The 23,907-nt window shown below is 36.2% G+C and carries 27 protein-coding genes and 2 tRNA genes; 13 read left to right on the top strand and 16 right to left on the bottom strand.

Annotated features, from left to right (window positions below):
* Nucleotides 1-51: 51 nt before the first annotated feature.
* From CCON33237_RS04300 to gmhB, 11 genes are all read right to left on the bottom strand, one after another.
* Nucleotides 52-558 (bottom strand): YqhA family protein, encoded by a 507-nt coding sequence (locus CCON33237_RS04300; protein WP_054196541.1) that lies wholly within the window; start codon nucleotides 556-558, stop codon nucleotides 52-54.
* 83 nt (nucleotides 559-641) lie between these two features.
* On the bottom strand, nucleotides 642-1,667 hold the full coding sequence (locus CCON33237_RS04295) for an aspartate-semialdehyde dehydrogenase (protein WP_054196540.1): 1,026 nt from the start codon (nucleotides 1,665-1,667) through the stop codon (nucleotides 642-644).
* 70 nt (nucleotides 1,668-1,737) lie between these two features.
* Nucleotides 1,738-2,892, bottom strand: coding sequence for a sigma-54-dependent transcriptional regulator (locus tag CCON33237_RS04290; RefSeq protein ID WP_054196539.1), 1,155 nt, complete (start codon nucleotides 2,890-2,892; stop codon nucleotides 1,738-1,740).
* Nucleotides 2,893-2,904: 12 nt separating this feature from the next.
* Nucleotides 2,905-3,297, bottom strand: a complete 393-nt coding sequence (locus CCON33237_RS04285) for a hypothetical protein (protein WP_054196538.1) — start codon at nucleotides 3,295-3,297, stop codon at nucleotides 2,905-2,907.
* Nucleotides 3,273-3,773 carry an LPP20 family lipoprotein gene (locus CCON33237_RS04280; protein WP_054196537.1) on the bottom strand — a complete coding sequence of 167 codons (501 nt, stop codon included), beginning with the start codon at nucleotides 3,771-3,773 and terminating at the stop codon, nucleotides 3,273-3,275. The genes CCON33237_RS04285 and CCON33237_RS04280 overlap by 25 nt, the downstream gene beginning before the upstream one ends.
* 44 nt (nucleotides 3,774-3,817) lie before the next feature.
* On the bottom strand, nucleotides 3,818-6,439 hold the full coding sequence (gene gyrA, locus CCON33237_RS04275; RefSeq protein WP_054196536.1) for a DNA gyrase subunit A: 2,622 nt from the start codon (nucleotides 6,437-6,439) through the stop codon (nucleotides 3,818-3,820).
* Nucleotides 6,440-6,564: 125 nt separating this feature from the next.
* Nucleotides 6,565-6,960, bottom strand: a complete 396-nt coding sequence (locus CCON33237_RS04270) for an SseB family protein (protein ID WP_054196535.1) — start codon at nucleotides 6,958-6,960, stop codon at nucleotides 6,565-6,567.
* A gap of 1 nt (nucleotide 6,961) precedes the next feature.
* Entirely contained in the window at nucleotides 6,962-7,531 is a 570-nt protein-coding gene (gene gmhA, locus CCON33237_RS04265) for a D-sedoheptulose 7-phosphate isomerase (protein WP_054196534.1), read from the bottom strand.
* A complete protein-coding gene (gene rfaE1 / locus CCON33237_RS04260; protein ID WP_054196533.1) occupies nucleotides 7,506-8,924 on the bottom strand; it encodes a D-glycero-beta-D-manno-heptose-7-phosphate kinase in 1,419 nt (472 codons plus the stop codon). The genes gmhA and rfaE1 overlap by 26 nt, the downstream gene beginning before the upstream one ends.
* The gene (gene rfaD / locus CCON33237_RS04255) at nucleotides 8,917-9,906 is read right to left on the bottom strand and encodes an ADP-glyceromanno-heptose 6-epimerase (RefSeq protein WP_054196532.1); all 990 of its coding nucleotides are present in this window, start codon (nucleotides 9,904-9,906) and stop codon (nucleotides 8,917-8,919) included. Before rfaD ends, rfaE1 begins: the two co-directional genes overlap by 8 nt.
* Nucleotides 9,903-10,418: a D-glycero-beta-D-manno-heptose 1,7-bisphosphate 7-phosphatase gene (gene gmhB, locus CCON33237_RS04250; RefSeq protein WP_054196531.1), complete on the bottom strand. Its 516-nt coding sequence runs from the start codon at nucleotides 10,416-10,418 to the stop codon at nucleotides 9,903-9,905. Before gmhB ends, rfaD begins: the two co-directional genes overlap by 4 nt.
* 91 nt (nucleotides 10,419-10,509) lie before the next feature.
* Between gmhB and CCON33237_RS04245 the strand changes: the two genes are divergently transcribed.
* From CCON33237_RS04245 to CCON33237_RS04230, 4 genes are all read left to right on the top strand, one after another.
* Nucleotides 10,510-10,812, top strand: coding sequence for a c-type cytochrome (locus CCON33237_RS04245; protein WP_054196530.1), 303 nt, complete (start codon nucleotides 10,510-10,512; stop codon nucleotides 10,810-10,812).
* Nucleotides 10,813-10,960: 148 nt separating this feature from the next.
* Nucleotides 10,961-11,395, top strand: coding sequence for a tyrosine-type recombinase/integrase (locus tag CCON33237_RS10095; RefSeq protein WP_338084042.1), 435 nt, complete (start codon nucleotides 10,961-10,963; stop codon nucleotides 11,393-11,395).
* A gap of 127 nt (nucleotides 11,396-11,522) precedes the next feature.
* The gene (locus tag CCON33237_RS04235) at nucleotides 11,523-11,816 is read left to right on the top strand and encodes a type II toxin-antitoxin system RelE/ParE family toxin (protein WP_054196528.1); all 294 of its coding nucleotides are present in this window, start codon (nucleotides 11,523-11,525) and stop codon (nucleotides 11,814-11,816) included.
* Nucleotides 11,813-12,091: an addiction module antidote protein gene (locus CCON33237_RS04230; RefSeq protein WP_054196527.1), complete on the top strand. Its 279-nt coding sequence runs from the start codon at nucleotides 11,813-11,815 to the stop codon at nucleotides 12,089-12,091. Before CCON33237_RS04235 ends, CCON33237_RS04230 begins: the two co-directional genes overlap by 4 nt.
* Nucleotides 12,092-12,097: 6 nt before the next feature.
* Here the strand turns inward: CCON33237_RS04230 and CCON33237_RS09860 are convergent, their stop codons facing one another.
* Nucleotides 12,098-12,880 carry a hypothetical protein gene (locus CCON33237_RS09860; protein ID WP_236842020.1) on the bottom strand — a complete coding sequence of 261 codons (783 nt, stop codon included), beginning with the start codon at nucleotides 12,878-12,880 and terminating at the stop codon, nucleotides 12,098-12,100.
* A 2-nt stretch (nucleotides 12,881-12,882) separates the two neighbouring features.
* A complete protein-coding gene (locus CCON33237_RS04220) occupies nucleotides 12,883-13,101 on the bottom strand; it encodes a helix-turn-helix domain-containing protein (RefSeq protein ID WP_054196526.1) in 219 nt (72 codons plus the stop codon).
* 255 nt (nucleotides 13,102-13,356) lie between these two features.
* Between CCON33237_RS04220 and CCON33237_RS04215 the strand changes: the two genes are divergently transcribed.
* The 9 genes from CCON33237_RS04215 (at nucleotide 13,357) to CCON33237_RS04175 (ending at nucleotide 21,465) form a co-directional block, all read left to right on the top strand.
* Nucleotides 13,357-13,734, top strand: a complete 378-nt coding sequence (locus CCON33237_RS04215) for a hypothetical protein (protein ID WP_054196525.1) — start codon at nucleotides 13,357-13,359, stop codon at nucleotides 13,732-13,734.
* Between the two features lie 236 nt (nucleotides 13,735-13,970).
* Nucleotides 13,971-14,192 (top strand): hypothetical protein, encoded by a 222-nt coding sequence (locus CCON33237_RS04210; RefSeq protein WP_054196524.1) that lies wholly within the window; start codon nucleotides 13,971-13,973, stop codon nucleotides 14,190-14,192.
* Nucleotides 14,193-14,714: 522 nt separating this feature from the next.
* On the top strand, nucleotides 14,715-16,124 hold the full coding sequence (locus tag CCON33237_RS04205) for a hypothetical protein (protein WP_054196523.1): 1,410 nt from the start codon (nucleotides 14,715-14,717) through the stop codon (nucleotides 16,122-16,124).
* A gap of 3 nt (nucleotides 16,125-16,127) precedes the next feature.
* Nucleotides 16,128-16,544: a hypothetical protein gene (locus tag CCON33237_RS04200; protein WP_054196522.1), complete on the top strand. Its 417-nt coding sequence runs from the start codon at nucleotides 16,128-16,130 to the stop codon at nucleotides 16,542-16,544.
* 2 nt (nucleotides 16,545-16,546) lie between these two features.
* Nucleotides 16,547-17,686 (top strand): zonular occludens toxin domain-containing protein, encoded by a 1,140-nt coding sequence (locus CCON33237_RS04195; protein ID WP_054196521.1) that lies wholly within the window; start codon nucleotides 16,547-16,549, stop codon nucleotides 17,684-17,686.
* On the top strand, nucleotides 17,637-18,779 hold the full coding sequence (locus tag CCON33237_RS04190) for a type II secretion system protein GspD (RefSeq protein ID WP_054196520.1): 1,143 nt from the start codon (nucleotides 17,637-17,639) through the stop codon (nucleotides 18,777-18,779). The genes CCON33237_RS04195 and CCON33237_RS04190 overlap by 50 nt, the downstream gene beginning before the upstream one ends.
* 229 nt (nucleotides 18,780-19,008) lie before the next feature.
* A complete protein-coding gene (locus tag CCON33237_RS04185) occupies nucleotides 19,009-20,349 on the top strand; it encodes a rolling circle replication-associated protein (protein ID WP_054196519.1) in 1,341 nt (446 codons plus the stop codon).
* Nucleotides 20,350-20,359: 10 nt separating this feature from the next.
* Nucleotides 20,360-20,593: a hypothetical protein gene (locus CCON33237_RS04180; RefSeq protein WP_054196161.1), complete on the top strand. Its 234-nt coding sequence runs from the start codon at nucleotides 20,360-20,362 to the stop codon at nucleotides 20,591-20,593.
* A complete protein-coding gene (locus tag CCON33237_RS04175; protein WP_054196518.1) occupies nucleotides 20,593-21,465 on the top strand; it encodes a tyrosine-type recombinase/integrase in 873 nt (290 codons plus the stop codon). The genes CCON33237_RS04180 and CCON33237_RS04175 overlap by 1 nt, the downstream gene beginning before the upstream one ends.
* A 46-nt stretch (nucleotides 21,466-21,511) precedes the next feature.
* Here the strand turns inward: CCON33237_RS04175 and CCON33237_RS04170 are convergent.
* The 3 genes from CCON33237_RS04170 to CCON33237_RS04160 all read right to left on the bottom strand — a co-directional run bounded on the left by CCON33237_RS04170 (nucleotide 21,512) and on the right by CCON33237_RS04160 (nucleotide 23,885).
* A tRNA-Met gene (locus tag CCON33237_RS04170) sits at nucleotides 21,512-21,586 on the bottom strand.
* Between the two features lie 26 nt (nucleotides 21,587-21,612).
* Nucleotides 21,613-21,687 (bottom strand) — tRNA-Gln (locus CCON33237_RS04165).
* Nucleotides 21,688-21,794: 107 nt separating this feature from the next.
* Nucleotides 21,795-23,885: an FtsK/SpoIIIE family DNA translocase gene (locus CCON33237_RS04160; protein WP_054196517.1), complete on the bottom strand. Its 2,091-nt coding sequence runs from the start codon at nucleotides 23,883-23,885 to the stop codon at nucleotides 21,795-21,797.
* Nucleotides 23,886-23,907 lie beyond the last annotated feature (22 nt).

The following is a 23,907-nucleotide window of genomic DNA, read 5'->3' as shown; positions in this document are numbered from 1 at the left end:
CGCTAAATAAAAGATTTGAGAGAAATTTTAAGCGTAAAAACGCTTAAAATTTTAATGGCCTTCTTTATGAAGAAAGTAAAGTCCAACACAAAGCGCAAGGATAGAAGCCGCCAAATAAGCCATTTCAAGCGGTGTTGTAAAGTTTGCATGAAGCACTCTTTGGAAGAAATTTACGATTAGGACCATGACGATTACTTTGCCAAGTTTGTCTTTTAGCTCATCAAGAGAGTGAACCTCTAAGACTTTGCTCTGCTTTGACTGCTTTAGCTGCGTGATCTCTGAAATGAAAAGCTCATAAATTCCAAAACTAAAGATATAAAGAACTAGTGCCATCAAGTATAGATCGATCGCACCAACTATTTCACCGACAACTTCTGAATGAAAATTTTCAGCGTGTGCACTCTCAACAAAGAAATATTTATAAACCTCCAAAAGCACCTTGCCAACATCGTAACTAGCGATAACAAAAAGCATGATCGCACCCAAAAGACCAAAAATAACTGGAAACAGCGTAAAACTATTGCTTGCAAGCAAAATTCTTTCAAATAATCTACGCAATAAAGCCCCTTTTTGTATAAATTTAAAAAAGGGGCTATTTTATAGTTTTTTCCTTAAATTTAGAAGCTTGTTGGTTGATTAACCTACTCTTGCATTTCGATCCATTTTTGAGCGATTCTAACAGCATTTGTAGCAGCCCCCACACGGATCTGATCGGCACTACACCAAAGATGAAGCACGTTAGGTCTGTAATTATCAACTCTTATTCTTCCAACATAAGTCTCATTTGTATCGCTTGAAAGGATAGGCATCGGATACTCTTTTTGGGCTGGGTTATCCACTACAACGATACTTGGAGCTTTACTCAAAATTTCTCTTGCTGCATCTGCACTCACATTTTTATCAAAATGAATAGTGATCGCCTCAGAGTGACTTCTAAGCACTGGCACACGCACACAGGTAGCGCTAACTTCGATATCTTTGTGAAGAATTTTTTGCGTCTCATTGACCATTTTCATCTCTTCTTTTGTATAGTCATTGTCCAAAAAGACGTCGATGTGAGGGATAACATTTAGTGCTAGGCGGTGCGCAAATACCTTTGGCTCGCACTCATCAAGCTTAAACTCAAAGAATTTTTGCATCTGAACAACAAGCTCTTCCATGCCCTCTTTGCCAGCGCCGCTTGCTGCTTGATATGTAGAAACATCGACCCTGTTGATGCCAAAAGCGTCATTTAGTGGCTTTAAAATTTGCACCATTTGGATGGTTGAGCAGTTTGGATTTGCGATGATGCCGCGGTTTTTCCACATGGCAATGTCGCTTGGATTACACTCTGGCACAACAAGAGGGATATCTTTATCCATCCTAAAATGGCTGGTGTTATCGATGACTACTGCGCCGCTGTCAGCTGCAAATTTAGCAAATTTCTCTGAAACTGAGCCGCCTGCGCTAAAAAATGCGATATCAATCTCGTGCTCACTAAAAACCTTTTCGGTTAGCTCTTTTACTTTGTAATATTTGCCATTAAATTCGATCTCGCTGCCAGCACTTTTTGCGCTAGCAAGCGGCAAAAGCTCTCCAACTGGAAAATCAACCTCTTCCATAACTCTAAAAAGCTCTTCGCCGACCGCTCCTGTCGCACCAACGACCGCTACGTTAAATTTTCTCATCTGCTCTCCTTAGTTTCTTTTAATTTTCTTAATTTGCATAATTTTACTAGCCAAAAACTTAAATTTTTACCTATTTTTTACTTCTCGCCTGCAAAAATAGATCTTTTGGCAAAATTTCATCGCCCTCGCTTAGTATCGCTGCACGCTGCACGACTGAGATAAGCTCTCTTATGTTGCCTGGATAATCATAGCCCAAAAGCTCCTCTTTGGCTGCTTTTGAGAAATTTTTAGCCTCAAAGCCATACTCTTTGCAGCATTTTTCTAAGGCATCTTGTGCGATAGGCAAAATTTCATCTTTTCGCTCGCGAAGTGGCGGTATAAAAAGTGGGATCGTGTTTAGGCGGTAGAAAAGATCCTCTCTAAACCTGCCCTCCTTCATCGCAAGCTCTAAATTTGCATTTGTAGCGCAGATGATGCGAACGTCGATCTTTTCGCTCTTTGTAGCGCCAAGCCTTGTTATCTCGCGCTCTTGAAGCGCACGAAGCAGCTTTGGCTGTAAATTTATAGGCATCTCGCCGATCTCATCTAAAAATAGCGTTCCACCATTTGCCAGCTCAAACTGCCCTTTTTTGGTAGTAGCTGCGTCGGTAAATGCGCCTTTTTCAAAGCCAAAAAGCTCGCTTTCTATCAAATTTTCAGGTATCGCTGCCATATTTAAAGCGACAAACGCCGCATCTTTTCTTGGTGAGTTTGCGTGGATAAATTTAGCAAAGACCTCCTTGCCAACGCCACTTTCGCCACTAAGCATGACAGAAGCGTCCGTTCTTGCGGCTTTTAGCGCGATATTTAGCGTCGCTTCAAGTGCCTTTGAAGTGGCTAAAAAGCCGTTATTTTCGCTTTTAGTTTCAACTTTTTTTATGCTTTTTGGGGTTTTTTGCTTTAGCGTCTCTACCCTTTTTATCGTCTCATAAAGCGTTGAGACGTCAAATGGCTTGGTTAAAAAGTCCTTCACGCCAAGCCTAACGCTTTCGATCGCCTTATTTAGCGTGGCGTTTCCAGTCATTATGATGACGTCAAATTTACCGTTTAGCTCTTTAATGAACTCTAGTCCGTCCATCTTTGGCATGTTTATATCGGTGATTATTAGATCAGTGTCCTCGCCTAGCTTTTTTAGTGCCTCAACTGCGCTCTTATAGCTTTTGATATTTAGCTCATCATACTCACCAAGCGCGATCTCAAGCGACTTTCGCATATTGATGTCATCTTCTACTATGACGATATTCATTTGATCTCTTTTTTATTGAAGTATGCCGATGATAGCGGATTTTGGCTTAAATTCCACCATAAATCTAACTGGCAAAATTTTCAAATTTGAAGCGTTTGTGACCTGCGCATTTTTGACATTTAGCTCATTTTTTATCATCACTTTTTTTAAGGCAAAGCAGTCAAAAATTTCATCTTTGTGTAAATTTAAAAAGCTAAGAGTTGTAGTGTTTTCATCTTTAAAAGCGTCTATCTGGCAAAGAAATTTTGGTTTTGGATTTGGCGAAAGGGTCATCGCCTTTGAAAATGAAATTTCCTCATTAGCGATGATGTGATTTGTCGTATCGACCTTTGCCCAGAAGATAAACTCCTCCAGGCAAAAGGCGAAATTTAAAAGTATCGTTAGTAAGAAAAGACTTCTCGCCACTTATCTTCGTCTATCTTAAGCTCCATATTTACCTTATAAAGCCCGTCTTTGAAATTTTCACTTACGATCCTTGCGTTTTTGACAAGACCTTGAACCTTTGAAGTGATAGATGAGTCGTTTAGCATCGCGTCTCTTACGGTGTCTTCAGCATTGATCTTTACGCCATAAAGCTTACCTGCAAGCTGCGAATAAGCATCAGCCATCGCCGCTCTTTTTGCAAGAGTGACAGACTGAGCGTATGAGAGCGAATTTAACGGAGCTATACCCTCACCTGTGGCTCTAAATGTAGTCTCTCTTGGAGCGCTATCATATATCATCTTCTCTTTTTTCATCACCTCTCTAAGATCGTCTTTATCGACCTTTTGGATGACTACATTGCGGTTTGATGTGCTAGTTGGCTCGCCCATAAAGCCGTTAAATGAGCAACCGCCAAAAATAGCAACCATCAAAGCAAAAAATAAAATTTTAACCTTCATAAACAACCTTTTTTATGCTTTTATTTAAAATTTAACAGCAAATTTTATTCCAAAAGCCCCATATCTTCGCCTGGTGCTTCATCCTCGTCCTCGCCGTCTTCAGCCTTAGGGCATCTTGCGATACTTACGACATCATCGCCATCGACATTTACGACGATCACGCCGCTTGTGTTACGTCCTGCTTTGCGGATACTTTGCATATCAACTCTGATCATCTTGCCGCTTGATGTTAGAGCCATAAGGTCTTGCTCTTCATCAACCATCACAACGCCCACAAGATCGCCTGTTCTGCTTGTTAGTTTCATGCAGATGACGCCTTTGCCACCGCGATTTGTCAAGCGGTACTCATCAGCGGTTGTTCGCTTGCCGATACCTTTTTGAGATATGCTTAAAATTTCTTGATCATTGCTTTCGATGACTGCTGCACCTACGACCTCATCGCCTGGCTCTTTAAATTTGATACCAGTTACGCCGCGCGCCGTTCTACCCATTTGGCGAACTTTGCTGATCTTAAATTTAAGACACATGCCTTTTTTGGTAACTACAAATAGCATTGTCTCATCGCTTGAGTTTGCGTCCTCTTCGGCGTTTGCATTGTCTTCATCGATCTCGTTTTGTATCTCTTCTATCTCAAGCACTTCACTCTCTACGCTTAGCTCATTTTCAGGGTCAGTTACTGGGATATCATCGTATGTTTGAGCGATGAGCGCAGTTACTAGCTCGTCGTTCTCATCAAGGCTTATAGCTCTTACACCAACTGAGCGGATGTTTTTAAACTCACTTAAATTTGTGCGTTTTACGATGCCGTTTTTAGTGAAAAACGCTAGCGATTTGCTCTCGTCAAAGTCAGTCGTTGGGATGATCGCTTTTATCTTCTCGTCAGGCTGCAACTGGATCAAATTTACAACTGCTTTGCCCTTTGCTGTGCGGCTTCCCTCTGGAATTTTATAGACTTTTAGCCAGTATAGCTGTCCGCGGTCTGTCACAAACATAAGCGTATCGTGAGTATTTGAAGTAAAGAAGCTCTCGATAAAGTCATCATCGTATGTTGTGACTGCTACTTTGCCCTTGCCGCCACGTTTTTGCTTCTCATACTGCTTGCTTGGCACACGCTTGATGTAGCCGCGGTGAGTTATGGTTACGACCATATTTTCATTTGGTATGAGGTCTTCAATGTCGATATCATCGTAGTCATCAACGATCTCAGTCACTCTTGGTACTTTAAATTTATTTTTGATCTCTAAAAGCTCTTCTTTGATCAAATTTTCAAGCAATGTCTCGCTTTTTAAAATTTCATCAAGTCTTGCGATCTCAGCCATAAGCTCGGCTAGCTCAGCCTCTAGTTTTTCTCTCTCTAGGCCGGTAAGCTTGCTTAGGCGCATATCAAGGATAGCGTTTGCTTGAAGCTCTGAGAGGTTAAATTTACTCATCAAGCCTTCTCTAGCAACCGCCGTATCAGCACTATTTCTAATAAGCTCGATCACCTCATCGATGTTATCAAGTGCGATCTTTAGACCCTCTAAGATGTGGGCTCTTGCACGCGCTTTTTCAAGCTCAAATATCGTCCTTCTAATGATGACTGTTTTTCTGTGATTTAAAAATAGCTTAAGTAGCTCGATAAGGTTAAATACCTTTGGCTCTTTGTTATTAATAGCAAGCATAATAACGCCAAAAGTGCTCTCCATCGTGGTTGATTTAAATAGGTTATTTAGCACGATGTCGCTCATAGCGTCGCGTTTTAGCTCGATGACTACGCGGATGCCATCTTTGTCAGACTCATCTCTAACCTCGCTAATGCCCTCTATCTGCTTATCTTTTACAAGCTCAGCGATCTGCTCGATAAGTCTAGCTTTGTTTGTTTGATATGGTAGCTCGTCGATGACGATCACGTCTTTGTTTGGCTTTTTTTCTATGTGAGTTTTGGCTCTTAGTTTGACTCTGCCACGACCTGTGCGGTAGGCCTCTATGATACCTTTTTTACCAAAGATGATACCGCCAGTTGGGAAGTCTGGACCTTTGATAAATTCCATCACCTCTTCAAGTGTCGCCTCTTTGTTTTCAAGAAGCAGCAAAAGACCATCTATAAGCTCATCAAGGCTGTGTGGTGGGATATTTGTCGCCATACCGACCGCAATACCGCTTGAGCCGTTTAATAATAAATTTGGCACACGGCTTGGAAGTACGTCTGGCTCAACCTCCCTATCGTCGTAGTTTGGTACAAAATCAACCGTGTCTTTGTCAATATCTTTTAAAAGCTCTTCAGTAAGCATAGTCATTCTAGCTTCTGTATAACGCATCGCAGCTGCGCTGTCGCCGTCAATAGAGCCAAAGTTTCCTTGTCCGTCAACGACTGGATAACGCATAGAAAATTTCTGCGCCATACGAACAAGAGCGTCATAAACTGCTGTGTCGCCGTGTGGGTGGTACTTGCCTATGACTTCACCGACGATACGAGCTGACTTCATGTAGGCACTTCTGCTGCCAACACCAAGATTGTCCATAGCGTATAAAATTCTTCTATGGACTGGTTTTAAGCCGTCTCTAGCATCAGGCAAGGCACGTCCGACGATAACACTCATAGAGTAGTCAAGATAGCTAGTTTTTATAGACTCTTCGATATCAACAGACGCAATATCTTGGGTTAATTCAAGTAGATTGTCTTTCATTTTTTTCCTTAAATTTAGCTTGGCTGATTTTAGCTTAAAATTAATAAAAACTTGCTAAATAGCAAATTTGTGCAGTGCGAAAGATCGCTATAGTAAAACAAAAATTTCTTTTTATAAAGCAAAATTTAGTTCAAAATTTTTTCTATCTGATCTTTTTTAAGAATAAAATCGTAGCTAAAAGCATCCACTACGACTCCAGCATAACTACTCTCTTTTAGCATCGCAAGATACTCTTTTAGCCCTATCTCTATGCTTTCTTGCTCGCTGTCATTTCTCCAAAGCCTCATCGCCTCTTTGCTTGTAAACGCCGGAAAATAGCTAAGCTTCTCGCCCTCATCTTCAAGTAGGATAAATTTGATATTTGAGCCCTCTTCTTCATAAACCACACCACCATCAGGCTTTGCAAGTGCTTGGTTTAAAAGCACCGGAGCAAAAAAGCTAGCCTTTTTCAAAGCCGATATCAAATTTACCTCATTTTGCTGGCTAGGATCACTTAAAAATTTATCCATCGCTTCTTGCATTTTAGCCCCTAAAAGCCTCATCTACAGCTTGGCAGATCGTGTGGATAAAAAATATGTGCGACTCTTGTATCCTTGCAGTGTCGCTTGAGCTAACGACTAAATTTAGATCACATCCTTCATTCATAGCGCCACCTCCTTTGCCGCTAAGTCCAAGCACTGATGCACCCATTTTCTTGGCACTTTTTATAGCTTCAAGGACATTTTTGCTGTTGCCACTCGTTGAGATCGCCACGAGCAAGTCGCCTGGCTGAGCCAAAGCCTCAAACTGGCGTGAGAAAACGTAGTCAAAGCCGTAGTCGTTGCCAATGGCCGTAAGTGCCGAAGTATCAGTAGTTAGCGCGATGCCAGGTAGTGGCTGACGTTCGCTTTTATATCTGCCAGTTAGCTCGGCTGCAAAGTGCTGAGCGTCCGCCGCTGAGCCGCCGTTGCCGCATATTAGCACCTTTTTGCCATTTTTTAGCGTATCAGCTACCATCTGGCAAGCACGCTCTAGGCTATCAAGCAAATTTACATGCTCGCTAAAGGTCTTTTGGTGAGCCTCGAGCTCATTTTTTATCATCGTTTTTGGCATCTTTTATCCTTTTTATTATCCCTGTCGTGCTTTTACCCTCGACAAAGTCGATGAGCCTGACCTCTTTTACGATCTCGCTGCCAACGACCTCTTTGTCTTTATAATCAGCCCCTTTTACAAGCACGTCAGGCTTTATCTTTGCTATTAAATTTAGAGGCGTATCCTCGTCAAAAATCACGACATAGTCAACAAATCCAAGTCCACTTAGCACGCAAGCTCTATCATCTTGCGAATTTATAGGCCTAGCCTCGCCTTTTAGCCTCTTAACTGAAGCGTCTGAGTTTAACCCAACGACCAAAAGATCGCCAAGCTCCCTTGCACGAGCTAGGTATTTTACGTGTCCAGCGTGCAAGATATCAAAGCAGCCATTTGTGAAAACGACCTTTTTCTTGCCCTTTTGGCTCAAAATTTCCTCTAGCTCATCAAGGCTCTTTAGCTTGTGCTCGAAATTTGCCCCAAATGAGCTATTTAGTAACTGCTCGATCTCGCTAAAGCTAGCCGTTGCGCTACCTATCTTAGCCACGACAACGGCTGCTGCGAGGTTTGCTATCTTGATCGCCTCTTTTATGTCAGCCCCATTTGCCAGCATATAGCCAAGTGTGGCAAGCACCGTATCTCCGGCACCAGTGACATCAAAGACCTCTTTTGCTTTAGCAGCAAAAATGTGCAACCTGTCATCATATAGCGCAATGCCCTCTTCCGAGATCGTGATGAGCGAATAGGTCAAATTTAGATCGTCTTTTAGCTGTTTTATTGCCTTTTCAAGCTCGGCCTTGTCTTTTATCTTTAAATTTGTAGCCTCGCTCGCCTCTTTTTTATTTGGAGTTAGAAGGGTTGCGTTTTTATATTTTGAGTAGTCGCTGCCTTTTGGGTCGATAAGTACTGGGATATTTAGCCTCACGCACTCGTTTATGATCTCTTGGCAGACCTTCTCACTAAGCACGCCTTTGCCGTAGTCGCTTAGTAAGACAGCCTTAAAATTTGCAAGATTTTCTTTTACTTTTAAGACGAGCTCATTTTCTAAATTTATCTTAACAACGCTCTCTTTATCGATCCTGACAACTTGCTGGTGCGATGCCATAATACGGCTTTTTATCGAGCTTTCGCGTCCTTTTTCGGTGAGTATGAGCTCATCTTTTACGTTTAGCTCAGCGAGTCTCTCTTTTATCTTTTTGCCAGCCTCATCATCTCCTAAGACGCTAGCCACGCTCACGTTTGCACCAAGGGAAAGCAAATTTCTCACCACATTGCCAGCGCCACCAAGCGTGTAGGTTTCGTTATTTATCTTTACAACCTGCACTGGCGCTTCAGGAGAGATGCGGTCGCAGCTGCCCCAGATATAGTGGTCCAGCATGAGATCGCCGACGACTAAAATTTTAACTCTCTTAGCCATTTATCTCTTCCTTGTAAATTCTCTTTATTTCTGGCAAGTAGTCTTTTATTGCCTCTTCCAAGCTCCAAGTCGCGCTAAAACCAAATGCCTCGCGAGCTGGAGCTACGTCGGCCTCTGTATGAAACTGATATGAGCCGATAAATGGATTTTTGATATATTCGTTGCCTAAATTTACGCCGATCTCGCGTTGCAATATATCAGCGATATCTTGAAAGCTTCTAGCCTTGCCAGTAGCTGCGTTATAGACGCCGCTTGGCGCGTCAAGTGCTTTTATGTTTGCGTCAATGATATCTTTTATATAGACAAAGTCGCGTTTGATCTGGTCGCTGCCCTCAAAGAGCCTTGGGGTCTTGCCAGCTAAAATTTGCAAGCCAAACTGAAGCACCATCGAGGCGGTTTTATTTTTGAAAAACTCGCCCTTGCCAAAGACGTTAAAATACCTCAGTCCAACCACACTCACGCCGCGTTTTGCGTAAATTTTATTGATATTATCCATGCTTAGCTTGCTAAAGCCATAGACGTTATTTGGCGCTTCGCACTCGCCAACGGTTTGTGGGCTCTTTGCGTTGCCATAAGTCGCCCCTGAGCTTGCATAGATCATCTTTGCGCCCAAACTCTCGCAGATATCAAGCAAATTTACAAAGGCGTTTACATTTGTTTTTATTAGCTCGTCTTGCTCTTTTACGGTCGTATCTGAGATCGCTGCCTCGTGGTAGATAACGTCTGGACAAAAGCTCTTTATCTTTTCAAGTGTGCTAGGGTTGTTGATGTCGCCAGCATAAATTTCACCCTTAAATCCAAGTAAATTTTTAAAATGGCCAAAGCTTTTTAGGTTGCCATTGCTAAATGTCTCGTCGTTTCTAAATTTATCCACGACAAGCACGTGAGCATCTTTGTAATTTTCATCAAAATAATGCGCTAAGGCTGAACCTATAAATCCAGCGCCGCCAGTTATAACTATCTTTTTTCCATTTAAATTCATAGTGATTTTTCCTTTTTTAGCTTATTTAAAACATCTTTTACATTTTTAAAATTTATGCCATCAAGCAAGAAATTTCTACCAACCCCTGCCCTTTTGCCAGCCTCGACGTCGCTTGGCTTATCACCTATCATGAGCGAGTTTTCAATATCTATGTCAAACTCGGCACATGCATCAAGGATCATCTTGGGATTTGGCTTTCTGCAGAGACAATTAACCTCCGGAGCGTGCGGACAAAAATAGACTTTGGTGATAAAAATTTGCTCTTTTTTAAAGCTTTCTAACATAAATTTATTTAGAGCGTCAAACTGCTCCTGCGTATAGTAGCCCCTGCCGATGCCTGATTGATTTGTCACAACAAAGAGTTTATAGCCAGCATCGCTAAATTCTCTCAATGCATCAAAAATGCCATCAATAAATTTAAAGTCTTTGATCTCGCAAACATATCCAGCGTCCTCATTTATGACGCCGTCGCGGTCTAGAAAAAGTGCTTTAATAGGCTCATTTTTATTCATTTGGTGATTATAGCCAAAATATTTTAACTAGCTTCTTGCGAATTTACCTTTTTGTACTATAATGCATAAAATTTTTTACAAAGGATGAAAAATGAAAAAATTACTAATTGTTTCTAGCATTGCGGCTCTACTTTCAACTGCTGCCTTTGCTGCAGATGGTGCTGCTATCTACAAAAAATGCATCGCCTGTCATGGTGCAAAAGCTGAAAAAATGTTCAATAATAAAGTTCCAGCTTTAACATCTCTTGATGCAGCAGCTATCGAAGAGGCACTAAAGGGTTATAAAACAGGAGCAAATAAATTTGGTCTTGGCGCTATGATGAAACCTATCGCTACTCCAATGAGCGACGAAGATGCAAAAGCAGTAGCTGAATACATCCAAACTTTAAAATAAAAATTAGGGGCATTCGCCCCCTTCTATATTTTTAAATTTATACTAATAACCCATAAAACAATACTGGGTAGGAATTTCTCTTTTTATATTTAAAAGTTATGAAACCTATTTTTTACTAATCTTTCTTTTTACATATTAAAACAAAACTATTCTAGTCTTCAAAGCCATAAAGCAACGCTTAGAAATAGCTAAGAGCGTAAGTAAAATAGAGGCTCGTAAACTCTTTACTGAAATAAAAGACGACCAAGTGCTTCGTATGGCTTACTGCTGGGTATCTCAAGGTGCTCTTATGGTAACTGCAAAGAGACCTACCCTTAAACAAGTGCCCTTAACTCATCTAAACCACGATACAGCAAATCGTATGTGGTGGGCCGTAAGAAACCATCTAGGATATAAGGGAGAAAACAACACTCACGGACTATATGTATTACGACATACAGTGGCTTCTAGGTTAGTGAGTTTGAAGGGATTTAATGCTCATAAATTGATGGCTTTTATGGGTCATACAGATATTAAAAGTAGCTTACACTACGTTCATCTCAATGTTGATGATATACGTGATGGCGTGGGGGTTGGTGCTTAGTAAAAAGATGGTAAAAGCAATGGGCATTTGGTTGCGGAGGACGGATTTGAACCGCCGACCTTCGGGTTATGAGCGTTAAGGGCTTTTATAAGTAGCCATTAAGCTACATTTTTTTAAAATCCATTTTATGAAAATATTAAAAAGCACTACATTTGACAAATGGTTAAATAAATTAAATAATCCGGTTGTTAAAATTTCTATTTTAAGAAGATTGGATCAAATAGAAACTAAAGATCATCTAGGAGATTATAAATTTATTGATACTGATTTATATGAGCTTAGGTTTTTCAATCGTGGTGGGTTAAGAATATTTTTTACTTTTAATGGCGATGAAATAATTATATTATTAAATGCTGGCGATAAAGATAGTCAAAGCGATGATATTAAAAAAGCAAAAGAGATATTAAAGGATTATAAATGAAAGAAGAATTTACAAAATTTAATTTAGAAGACTATTTAACAACTGATGAATTAAGAAAAGAGTATTTAAATCAGGTTTTGTCTGATGGCGATATCGAAGAATTTAAAAGGGCTTTGTTTTATATAGCAAAATCAAAAGGTATTGAGAAAGTTGCAAAAAAAGCAAATTTAAATAGGGAAAGCTTTTATAAGATGTTTAAAGAAAATTCAAAACCTAGATTTGAAAGTATATTTAAGGTTGTAAATGCCCTTGATATTAAGCTCGTTTATGCTTAATATATCTTAATCAAGGTTTAATTTAATCCCAAATTTTAAAAGCTCTTTTGGTAAAAAGTCATCTATATTGTTTATTATTTCATTATCTATTTCTATTAAATTTAAACCATATTTTTTATAAAGGTGTTTCTTCTTTTCCTTTCTCGCTAAATATTTTTCATCTTCTTCGTATCCCCAAAATTCTATATAAATTTTTCCTTTTGGTATATAAAAATCGCAATACATATCTTCTTCTATTGGAACTCTTTTTTCATAAGCGTGTGCTATACACTCCCCAAATAGCCAGTTTGATATAATTACTTCAGCCCTGCTTCTTACATAGTGTCCATCATTAGTTCTATACTCTGCCTTAAATTTATCTCTAAAATTTTCTTGCTTTTCTTCTTTCTGTTCTTTTTCTTCTTTTTCTTCTTTTTTTATTTCGTTTATAAAGATATCATCTTTTAGTATTTCTTCTGTCCATCTAATATTTGCTTTTCCCATATAAAAATTTTGCTCTCCACCTTTACTTTTTCCAAGTTGTGTTACTGTATATCCATTACTACATTTTTCGGCATAACCTATATTTACAAAAGCTTCGTTTATCTCTTTTGAATTTTTATTAAATGCTTCTGCTATTTGTTTTGCTGTTATAATTTGCATAAAATTCCTTTTTTTAAAATTTGTTTTTCTTACTTGTTTTTCTATAAAATTTATTATTAATTTTATTAAAAATATAAATAATAAAATAGGCATTACAGATATAAAAATTTTTATGAGTGGAATAATTAGATTTAAATTTTGTTCCAACATTATTCCTCTGATTTATTTATCTTAGTATTTATTTTTCCATTGTTTGCTTTTTCTCTTATTTTTTCTAATCTTTCTAGAAATTTTTTGGTTTCTAAAATTTGTTCATCTAATGCTAAACCTTGATTTATTAATCGTATTAATTCTGGCTTTTCTTTTTCCCAATTTGTGAGTGTATTTCTAGTAATATTTAATTTGTCTGCTAATTCTTGTCTAGTCATTTTTCATACTTTTTGACAAATTATTTTGCATTTTATTAATTTTTAAGGGTTTTTTATTTAACATTTCATTATCCAAATGCACAATTATTGTGCATAATTTTTTGATTTTTGTTCGCAACAAAATTATATCAAAAATTGCATAGGTTTTGCCCTGAATATGGCATTAAACTATTTTAGCCCCGTTTGGACGAAACACCTTTTCGGGGCTATGTTAAATGGTGTTTCAAAAAAATAAATTAAAAAAAGGTGTTAAAAATGCAAATCGTTAAATCTGAATATGATTTAAAGTATGTTCTTAGGGGTGGTCTTGTTAGAAGTTCGGCTTCTGGTAAGTTTGAAGGTAATGATTACTCTTCTTCAGTTCGTATTTCTTCTTCAAATATTTATGACGTTGTTAATGAAAAGACTGGCTTTACTGATGAAGTAGAGCAAAAAGTAGTTTTTAAAATTATCTGCCCAGATAATAATACCGCTGGACTTGTAGCGGCTGCAATAAAAGAAAAATTTAAAAAAGGCGAAGAGATACCGGTTGAAGGTGGCTTCCCTAACGATCAAAGAATTATCACAATAGCAAATCCGATTGAATATTTTTTGTTTGACACAAAGCCAGTAAAAAAGACTGAAAACAAATAATAAGTAAAGGCAATTATAAAAATGTTTGATGTTATATCTGACGCTATTTTAATTTCTTTTACCATTATTTTTGTTTGTGTCGGCTTCGGTCTTTTCTTTGCTTTAAAGCAAGATTTTAAAGATAAAAGTTCCATAAATAGATAAAAAAGGGGTTTAGCCCCTTTAACTATTTATTTAAGTGTGTTTCCTTAAATAAGTAGTTAAGGCTACTAAATTTCAATAAAAAAGGGTTAGAGATGAAAAAATTTCTTTCTTCTACTAAAGCTAAGGTTCTAGGTGGTGTTGCTGCTGTTAGCACAATGTCAAGCAATGCTCTTGCAGCTGGTATAACAATGGGTGCAGATGGCACAGTAACTGGCGATCTTAATGTTGGTCCATTTATGAGCGTAGCTGGTGCGGTTATTATTGTTTTAGCTGCAATTTTTGCTGTTAAAAAAGGTCTTTCTCTTTTGAAATAGCTTGTTCCCCTTTATTGGGGGGCTAATTTTTAAAAAGGTTAAAAGTGTATTTTGATTTTATAGACGTTACGAAATTGGGAATTTTTTTAAATTCTTTCTTTGCTGTTGTAATTGTCTTTTTTGCTTGTGTTACTGCCATTACTTCCGCTTTTAGTCTTTTTAAAAGTTAGCACATAAATTTTAAAGCTTAAAGCAGAGTGCAAAGCAAAGCTTTAAGCCGACAAGTGAAGTGCGTCAGGTTTTTATTAGGGTTTAATTTTATGGATAAAGTTTATCTTGATTTATCAATAGAGCAATATAACTTCTTAATGTCGCTTACTGGTGCTTTATGTGGTTTCTTGGTCTGCTTGTTTATCTTCATAATCTTATCCAAAATGTAAAAAGGTGTTTAAAATGTTTAGTGTTATTGGTATCCCTGCTTTTGATTACTTCTTTTCGATTTTTATTTGGTTCTTAATCTTATCTTTGCCTATTTGTGCCGCTTTAACTCTTTTAACAAAAAGATTTTTATAAGGCTTTATGGTGAAATTTCTAATTAGATCTTTCATTTTCTTATCTCTTTTATGCTCTCTTGCTTTTTCTAAAAATGGCGATAACGGCTATTATTATGTTATGCGTGATTATAATTTACCTAGTTCCTTTAAGCCTATCGATGGCAAATTTTTAAAAGGTAATAATTATTTCGGTCTTAGATCGCCAGAAACTGGCTATTACTTTATATATTCTTTTACAATTAGCCAAGATGCCTATTATTTTTTAGGCTCAAGAACTCCAGGTTTTTATGTTGGTTACGGTCATGTTTATATAGGTGGCAATCTTAGAGTTGGTCGCTTTGGTCAGCGTGGCAGTATTGGCGATTATGAACGTTATGTTGCTTCTGATAATACAAAAGACCCTCTTTTTAATTATTATGATTTTATTGTTTTCAATTCCAAAGAAGTTGCTAGATGTAAGCTAAATCAAGAATTTAACACCGACACTATGCAATGCGTTGATCCTTGTCCAGCTGGTCAATTATGGAATGTTAAAACTAATGCTTGTGTTGTTGATTGCACTGATGAAGATAATCATAAATTTTTTACTTCTGATTATACTTGTATAAATTGTTCTAGTGCTTTAACAATAGATGATATTGCAAGATGTTACTGCTCTGGTCTTGGCTCTTCTTATAATCCTGGTTATGCTTGGGATCCTAATAAACCTAATATTGTTCAGGCACATTGCAAAGATGAAAGATTGATTACTTTCAAATTTGATAAAAGCAAAGAAAATTCTAATAAAGATAAGGATAAAGAAAAAGAAGACCCGAATAAGGATAAAGACAAGGAAAATCCAAATAAAGACAAAGATAAAGAAGATCCAAGCAAAGATAAAGACAAAGACAATACTACGCCTGGCGGTGGCGGCTCCAGTGGCGGTGGTTCAAGTGGTGGCACTGGTGGCGGCTCATCTGGTGGAAATAACGGCGGATCGAGTGGCGGTACTGGCGGTGGTTCAAGCGGTGGCAATAATCAAGGAAACGGCGGACAAGGTGGCGGACAAGGAAACAATGGCAATTCTGAAAACGCTACACCTGGCAATATAGATTATGGCGAGCTTGAAGAAAGAACCGCTGATCTCGCAAATACGTATAAGGAAAATATTAATAATCTTTTTGAGCCTATTGATGGTATTAAAAAAAGCTTAAATGATACTATCTCAAAAATCAAAGATGGCAATTTAATGAGCTTAAAAAAAGGCGGTATTCCTAACACTTGCCCTTTAAGTTTTGATATAGATATGGTTTTTTTCAGTAAAAAAGTTGTCTTTGATTTTTGTAGTATTCTTTCGCCGATTGCTTCTTCTCTTTATGTCTTTTTCTTTGTAGCTTTCTTTTTGTTGTTTTTATTTTTAATAGCCAAGCTATTTATTTTTACTTTTATGGGGTGGTAAGATATGCAAGCAATTATAGCTACTATTGTTTTATTCTTTCGCTTTTTTAAATGGGAAAATGCTATTAATTTTGTTTTTAAAGCTATTACATTTTCTAAAATGGTTGTTATTAACGTAATTTTAGGTGCTCTTGTTTTATCTTATGCTGCTGCTGTTATTTATATTATTAATTTCATCTATTCTAAGATTAACTACATTATTGATTATGTTAATAATCTCTCTATTGGTAGTGATAAGATCGTTACGACTGCTTTTTCTATTTTAAAATCTCTTGGTGCTTGGAATGCCTTTTGTGATGTGTTTTCTATATTTTCGCCTATCTTGCTTTCATTTTTTGTAGTTTATGCGACAAAGATAGGCATTACTATTTTTAGATTTATTCGCGAAACTTTAGTTACATTTATTTTGGCAAAGCTTTAAAAATGATTACTTATTTAGTTGGCAATCCTGGTAGTGGTAAAACATATTACGCAGTATATATGATTTATCAGACCTTTTTATTTGAGCCAAAGAAAACATTTTTATCTAAATTTGCAAAGCCAAAAGAAAAGCCTAGTTATTCATTTTGCTACACAAATATAAATGAGTTCAAGTTTGAGTTATCCGACAAATTTAAAAAGTTCGATTTTGATGAGTTCTATTTAGGCTTAAGAAATTTATATGCTTTATATAAGACTGGTGCAACCGATAACGAAGTTAATGAAAAAGCCAAAGAGTTAAATTTATATGGTTGCGTATTTGTTCTTGATGAGTGTCATAATTTTTTTAAAGACAAAAAAGACGAAATTTTAGTTTGGTGGCTTACCTACCATCGCCATTTATACCAGGATATTTATTTAATTACTCAAGATTTAACCCTAGTTAATAACGAATATAAACGTATAGCAGAGAAATTTTATAGGGCAGTTGATAGCGCAAAAAGATTATTTTCAAAGAAATTCCGTTATGAAGTTTTTGCATCTTATAGGCTTTATAAAAAAGATAGATTAGAGATTATTAATATTCCATATCTTGAAGAAGTATTTAATTTATATCACTCCGGACAAAGTTCAAATAAAAAATCATTTGTAAGATTTTATTTTTTACTGGCTATTGTTGTATTTATTTTTCTTTTGCTTTATTTTTATTTTGTTGTTATGTCTATTTTTAAGCCTGACACTCCAGCTGAAAACAATTTATCAAATCAAGATAAAACTTCTTTTTCAAATTCTCAAAAAAATAGTATTTCAGATTTTCCAGATATATTCAAAGACACTTCAAAAAATAACATTAAAAATAGTTCCGATGTGCCAGAAATTTATATATATAACATTACTTGCGTTAATTCATCTTGCCATTTTGACGACGACTATCATTTATACCCATTATCATTACTTAGTTACATATCTTCAATGTATACGCCATTATATTTTTATTACGAGCCAAAATCTCACGAGCTTGTCAAGTACTACTATGTATTTGACAAGCCAGTTTTTCAAAATTTAATTTCAAAAAATAACAAAGGTGTTTCCGATGAAAAGTTTAATCAAGTTCCTAGTTCTTCCGCTGCTGTTTTTAAATAGCTTGTTTGCTGCCGAAATTTATACTGATCTTTTAGATTTCGCACGTCTTACTAGTAGGGCTAATAATATAGCCATTGTAACTGATGAAAGCATACACCAGGGCGAATATTATTTTATCTATGAAGATGAAGTTAAGATCACGATTGCAATGTTTAGAAAAATGCTTGAAGCTAAGAATTTATACCTTTATAAAAAGGATAATTTCTACTACGTAAGCTCTCAAAAATTGCCTGATTATGATCTTAGGCGTATCGAGCTAAAGAATTATGTTTATGATGACGTTAATAAAATTCTTAGCCAGTTTGATTTAAATGCTACTTATTCGACGTCTTCTAATTCGGTTTTCTTTAGGGCTGATGACTATATATTTGATCAGATTAAAGAAGCCATTTCAAAGATTGATAAGAGCCTGGAGCAAGTAACATTTAAACTGACTATCACTGAAACAAATCTAAAAGACATTAAAGATTTAGGCACAAATTTAAAGGGCTTGCTTAAGCCACTTAATCACGGCGATTTAGCTTATTATATTAATCTGATTACTTCCCCTTATATTACTAATTCAAATATTATTAAAAATGATGATCGTGCCTTTTTTGGCATATTAAATTTTCTTGACACAAATGGCATTACAAAAATTATCTCATCGCCAGTATTGACGGCAAAAAATCACACCGAAGTTTATTTTAGTTCCGTTCAAAATATCCCTTATTTAGTTTCAAAAACTGATATATCTAATTTAAATTATCAAAAGACTGATAGTTATGAATATAAAGACATTGGTTTAAAGATAAATTTAAAGCCTATCATTTTATCTGATCACATTGATTTTGACTTACACTTAATACTTGAAGATATTCTCTCTCAAAGTACATCATTAACGCCCATTGTTTCAAAAAAGGAGCTTAAAAGCTCGTATTCTTTAAAGCGTGGCGACGTTCTAGTTCTTAGCGGTATTAATAAAACGACTACTTCTAAGCAACGTAATGGCGTGCCTATCCTTAAAGATATATGGTTTTTAAAGTATCTTTTTTCAGTCGAGCAAGACAGCGAAATAAACTCTGTTCTAACGCTCACAATTCAAATTATTTAATGTTTTAGGGGTGTAGGGGATTTCCCCTACAAAAGGCGAGAAATAAAGCTTATTGGCACATTCTGCTTAATCGAGCCGTGCAACTAATATGCTTTTTGGGTTTAAAACACCCTTTCCGCCTAGATGTGTTTTGGCGTAGCCAAAAAAGGCTGCCTTTGGGCGGACGAAGTCCGCCACAAAGCAGCCCTTGTCAAATTAATAAAAAACTCTTAGGTTTAAGGAAGCGATTATGCCAGTAAAGAATTTATACGGTGTTTCGCCTTTTGATGTAGAGCTTTGTCAAGCAAAGCTTGATAGTCAAAGGGAGTATATGCGTTCTTTCTCTTTTGTTAATGCTAATGGGCAGGTTAGAAATTTGCTTGATATTTCAATGTCTGCTAATTTTAGCGATAAATATTATGCCGAAGTGTCTAATCGTGTTAATGTGCTTAACTCTTTTGCGATTGATTATTTTCAAGTTCCGGTATTTCTAACCATTACCCTTAACGGCTGCTTTAGGGGTGCGTTAAATGGCGATTATTCTAAATTTATGCCTATCGATTATAAATATTTGCCTGATGAAGTTAAGTATAAGGCTAAGAATTCAGCACCTTTGACTATTTCTGACCTGGTAGCCATTCTTAATCATCAGTGGAATTTATTTATTATGCGATATTCTTATAAATTTAAAAAAATCGACAGAAGCTATATAAGGTGTTTTGAGCCACATAAAAAAGATGGTGTGCCACATATCCACGCTTTATTTTATGTCCCAGCTTACACAATCGATTTTATGAAAAGAATTTATAAAGATATTTTTTATGCTCCGCAAAACCTAAAAACAAATGCTATCACAAGCGAGCAAGAAAAAAACGGCGAATTAAACGGCTTTCAAACCAGTATCAATAATCCCAGCGGCTATGTTATGAAGTATATTCAAAAGACTTTCATCAACTTAAAAGAAACGCAAGATTTTGATGAGCTTTCCGCCTGGTATGTAAAGCATAAAGTAAGACGTTTTTTGAGTTCTCGAACCAAAGTGCCGTTATGGGTATATAGGAAGATTAATTTTATTAGCACAATGCAAGACTTTTATCACTTAAATGACTTAAAAAACGATCATAGGGCTATTTTAGAGTGGAATAAGAAAGATGATTACATATATATAAATTTGCCTTTTAATAAAGAAGAAATTATTTATTTAAATGGCAGATTGGAGCATTACATAAGTGGTAGGCTTATCAATTTTTACGATAGATTGAAAATTGATAGCCAAAAAGATGAAAACGCACAAGATGAAATAAAAAGCTTTGGCACCAATTTAAAACAAAGGCAAATTTTAAAGCTTTGTGATGAGCTTTTTAAAAGCGATGAAAAGCCTAAACCAATAAGTAGAATGAAAGATTACGAGTTAGTTAATTATTATCAAAGCTTGGGTGGTGATGTAAATGCCCAGCATTTAGCTTATGTTGAAAATTTAATGCTTGATAGAAATTTAGATAATTTTACACGCTATCACAAAAAGCACGATCTTAATGCCCCTGATATTGATAGCTTTGTAAATAGATTTTTGATTTGTAATGAATTTTAAGGAGTATATTATGAAAAAATTATTAGTTGATTGTTCTCACTATCCTTGTTGTTATTTTCCACAATTAGATTTAGGTATTTCTGTAGAAGAATTTCATTTATATAATTATGAAGAATTTGATACTACCTTTTTTGAAACTTATTATTCTTTTTCTAAATATGGGTTATGTGATTTTTCTAGTTTTGATGATCTTCTTGAAGCCTTTGCTAAAAAATTTGATTATGATAGTTTTGAGCATATTTAATGACACTAAATGAGCTTTTTAATAATTACATTAGCTTTTATGAGCTTATTTTAAGTCCAACTACTCTAAGAAGCGATATAGCTACATATAACAAGCATTTTAAAAACTCACTTGGCTTAAAGGATATAGAAGATATAAATTTTATCGATATTCAAAAGTTTTGTAATGATCTTATCAAGCAAGATTACAAGATAAAGACTATTAAGAATATCGTTGCAAAGCTAAAGGTTATTTTCAAACTGGGTATAAAGCTGGAGTTAATAAATAAAAATCCTTGTGATTTTATTGAGCTGCCAAAGTTTGATAATAAAAGATATTTTGATTACTCGATCGCTATTCAAAAACGCTTTATTAAGGCTATTAGTGAAAATACCGATGCAAGCTCTGATATATTCTTTTTTCTACTTCACGGCAGACGAAAAAATGAAGTATTAAGCTTAAAATTTAGCGATATAAATTTTAAGACTAGGACTTATATTATCCCCTTTAAAATCAATAAGGCCAAAAGAAATATGATTTATAAGATGAGCGATGAACTTTTTAATCGTCTTTACAAAAGATTTTTGATAGCTAAGAAAGAAAATAAGCTAAACGATTATGTCTTTATTAATCCTATGACTAACGATAAATTTAAAGATTTGCGTAAAAGCTGGGCTTCACTTCTTAAAAAGAATAACTTACCTAAAATCAGACTTCACGATATAAGGCATTTAATCGGCACATATTCAATTAATTATTTAAAAATTCCCATCGAGCAAGTATCATTTACATTGGGGCATACAAATATAACTACAACACAAAAATATATTACTGCAAACGTTAAAAAATCTAAAGAAACTATCGAAAATTTACTAAAATCAATTTCAGAATAATTTAAGCATTTTAAAAAGTATTTCAAATATCGATAAAATGGGCATTTGGTTGCGGAGGACGGATTTGAACCGCCGACCTTCGGGTTATGAGCCCGACGAGCTACCACTGCTCTACTCCGCGATAAGTATTATTTTGGATTTAAAAAGTGGATGGGGTAAGAGGATTCGAACCTCTGAATGACTGGACCAAAACCAGTTGCCTTACCGCTTGGCGATACCCCAATGTTTTTAAGAGTTGTAATTATATAGATTTTAATGTGCTTTGTCAAGGCTTTTTAGAATTTTAATAAAAATTAAAATTCTAAAATTAAAGCAATTTATTACTTTAGCTATAAAATTTCTCTTTGGCCTTTTGCATTCACTGGGCTTAAGACACCCATTTTTTCCATTTGCTCTATTATGTTTGCAGCTTTGTTATAACCTATTTTTAAACGTCTTTGCAGATAACTGATCGACGTTTTTTGCTCACTTAAAATGATCTCTTTAGCCTCTTCGTAAAGCTCGTCAAGTTCACCTTCTCCTAGAGCACCGGTAACCACACTTCCGCTTGCACCTTCTTCTATTAAAAATTTCTCATCATAAACTACATCTTGTTGCTCTTTTAAGAAATTTACGACCGTTTCTATCTCTTTTTCGCTAGCAAATGGCGCATGAAGTCTGATCACACCAGGGCTTCCTGGAGGTGTAAATAACATATCTCCGCGTCCAAGTAAGCTCTCAGCTCCCATTTGATCAAGGATGACCTTACTATCGATCCTTTGCCCTACTCTATAGCTTATCCTACTTGGCAAATTTGCCTTTATAAGACCAGTCACGACATCGACACTTGGGCGCTGGGTTGCCACTATCAAGTGTATGCCACTAGCCCTTGCCATCTGCGCTAAGCGTCCAATATAAAGCTCCACATCCTTGCCACTAGTCATCATAAGATCAGCAAGCTCGTCGATGATCACAACGATGTATGGAAACTGCTCTCCGCCCTCCTCTTTCATCTTTTCATTGTAGCTCTCTATATTTTTAGTACGAGTTTGGCTCATTATCTTATATCTTCGCTCCATCTCAGCGACCATATTGGCAAGTGCAGTGATCGCCCTTTTAGCCTCTGTGATAACTGGGGTTAGAAGATGCGGGATATCGTTATATATGCTAAACTCAAGCATTTTTGGATCTATCATCATTAGACGCAAAGTTTGTGGGCTATTTCTATAAAGCAAGCTTAAAAGCATCGCATTTATACCGACACTCTTGCCAGATCCCGTTGTTCCAGCTATTAGCAAATGTGGGAGCTTTTTAAGGTCAGTCACAAAAGGAGCACCGACGATATCTTTACCAAGTGCCATAGTTAGCGGGCTACTTGCATTTTTAAAGACTTCGCTCTCTAAAATTTCTTTTAGATAGATTGTTTCCAAATTTTGATTTGGTACCTCGATACCTACCACATCTTTACCAGGAATTGGCGCTTGGATACGGATCGTTTGAGCTTTTAGTGCCATCGCTAGGTCATCTTGAAGTGTTAAAATTTTACTTACCTTGATATGTGGAGCTGGACGAAACTCAAATGTCGTGACGATAGGCCCAGTATAAGTTCTAACCACATCTCCGTCTATTTTAAACTTACGGAGTTTATCAAGCAAATTAGAAATTTGCTGATCGATTTCCGTTTCATTTACGCTATGCGAGCGTTTTGGCGGATCGTTTAAAAATTTAAGCGGTGGCAAGACAAAATTCTTTGGCTTTTCCACATTTCCTCGTTCTATTTGATCAAGCAGCTTCTTATTCTCAGCCACTTCGTTTAAAATTTCAACTCCGTTTATAGTTGAGGCCCTACTCTCTATTTCTGGCTCAGGCTCTAGCTCTTCATCTAAATTCTGTTCATCATCATTTAGCACCTGAGCTTCGATAAGTTCTTCTTCTTTTATATCATTATTCTTTTGTTTTTTGCGTTCGATTTTTGGAAGTTGTTTTTGTTTTATCTCTTTTAAATTTCTCTCTTCATGGACTTTTACCTCTTTATCCACAAAAGCCTTTCTTAAAACAATGATAAAATTTTCCCTAAAAGCAAGCCCAAGTGAGATAATAAACATCATAAGTATAGCAACCGCAGTGCCGATAGAGCCAATCACCTCTTTTAAAGCACTAACTATAAAATTCCCAATTATACCGCCATTTACACTTGAAGCACTCAAGGCTTGAAACATCAAAAAAGCTATAAAAAAGAGAAAAATTCCTACCAAAAACTGAGCAAAATCAAAGTCGAATTTCTTAAAATTTTTATAGACAAAATAGCCCAAAATGATCAATAAAAATGGATAAACATACGCGATAAGTCCAAAATATTTGATATTTAAAATACCAAGGCTTTGTCCAAGCAAGCCAACAAAATCAGCAGTTGGAGCAGCTGTAGCGATACCAAAATATATAAAAATGCAAACAAAAATTGTA

This window comes from Campylobacter concisus (assembly GCF_001298465.1).
Taxonomy (GTDB): domain Bacteria; phylum Campylobacterota; class Campylobacteria; order Campylobacterales; family Campylobacteraceae; genus Campylobacter_A; species Campylobacter_A concisus.
Note: the sequence above shows the minus strand (reverse complement) of the source record. Positions and strands in the feature narration are given on the sequence as shown.

Bases quoted from the DNA above. Each gene is read 5' to 3' on its own strand.
- CCON33237_RS04245 (WP_054196530.1), top strand. From the start codon at position 10,510: ATGAAAAAATTACTAATTGTTTCTAGCATTGCGGCTCTACTTTCAACT.
- CCON33237_RS04280 (WP_054196537.1), bottom strand. From the start codon at position 3,773: ATGAAGGTTAAAATTTTATTTTTTGCTTTGATGGTTGCTATTTTTGGC.
- rfaE1 (WP_054196533.1), bottom strand. From the start codon at position 8,924: ATGGCTAAGAGAGTTAAAATTTTAGTCGTCGGCGATCTCATGCTGGAC.
- CCON33237_RS04270 (WP_054196535.1), bottom strand. From the start codon at position 6,960: ATGCAAGAAGCGATGGATAAATTTTTAAGTGATCCTAGCCAGCAAAAT.
- gmhB (WP_054196531.1), bottom strand. From the start codon at position 10,418: ATGAATAAAAATGAGCCTATTAAAGCACTTTTTCTAGACCGCGACGGC.
- CCON33237_RS04295 (WP_054196540.1), bottom strand. From the start codon at position 1,667: ATGAGAAAATTTAACGTAGCGGTCGTTGGTGCGACAGGAGCGGTCGGC.
- CCON33237_RS04185 (WP_054196519.1), top strand. From the start codon at position 19,009: ATGCCAGTAAAGAATTTATACGGTGTTTCGCCTTTTGATGTAGAGCTT.
- CCON33237_RS04210 (WP_054196524.1), top strand. From the start codon at position 13,971: ATGAAAAAATTTCTTTCTTCTACTAAAGCTAAGGTTCTAGGTGGTGTT.
- CCON33237_RS04200 (WP_054196522.1), top strand. From the start codon at position 16,128: ATGCAAGCAATTATAGCTACTATTGTTTTATTCTTTCGCTTTTTTAAA.
- CCON33237_RS04290 (WP_054196539.1), bottom strand. From the start codon at position 2,892: ATGAATATCGTCATAGTAGAAGATGACATCAATATGCGAAAGTCGCTT.
- rfaD (WP_054196532.1), bottom strand. From the start codon at position 9,906: ATGAATTTAAATGGAAAAAAGATAGTTATAACTGGCGGCGCTGGATTT.
- CCON33237_RS04175 (WP_054196518.1), top strand. From the start codon at position 20,593: ATGACACTAAATGAGCTTTTTAATAATTACATTAGCTTTTATGAGCTT.
- gyrA (WP_054196536.1), bottom strand. From the start codon at position 6,439: ATGAAAGACAATCTACTTGAATTAACCCAAGATATTGCGTCTGTTGAT.
- CCON33237_RS04180 (WP_054196161.1), top strand. From the start codon at position 20,360: ATGAAAAAATTATTAGTTGATTGTTCTCACTATCCTTGTTGTTATTTT.
- CCON33237_RS04190 (WP_054196520.1), top strand. From the start codon at position 17,637: ATGAAAAGTTTAATCAAGTTCCTAGTTCTTCCGCTGCTGTTTTTAAAT.
- gmhA (WP_054196534.1), bottom strand. From the start codon at position 7,531: ATGCCAAAAACGATGATAAAAAATGAGCTCGAGGCTCACCAAAAGACC.
- CCON33237_RS04220 (WP_054196526.1), bottom strand. From the start codon at position 13,101: ATGACTAGACAAGAATTAGCAGACAAATTAAATATTACTAGAAATACA.
- CCON33237_RS04235 (WP_054196528.1), top strand. From the start codon at position 11,523: ATGAAAATATTAAAAAGCACTACATTTGACAAATGGTTAAATAAATTA.
- CCON33237_RS04195 (WP_054196521.1), top strand. From the start codon at position 16,547: ATGATTACTTATTTAGTTGGCAATCCTGGTAGTGGTAAAACATATTAC.
- CCON33237_RS04215 (WP_054196525.1), top strand. From the start codon at position 13,357: ATGCAAATCGTTAAATCTGAATATGATTTAAAGTATGTTCTTAGGGGT.
- CCON33237_RS04230 (WP_054196527.1), top strand. From the start codon at position 11,813: ATGAAAGAAGAATTTACAAAATTTAATTTAGAAGACTATTTAACAACT.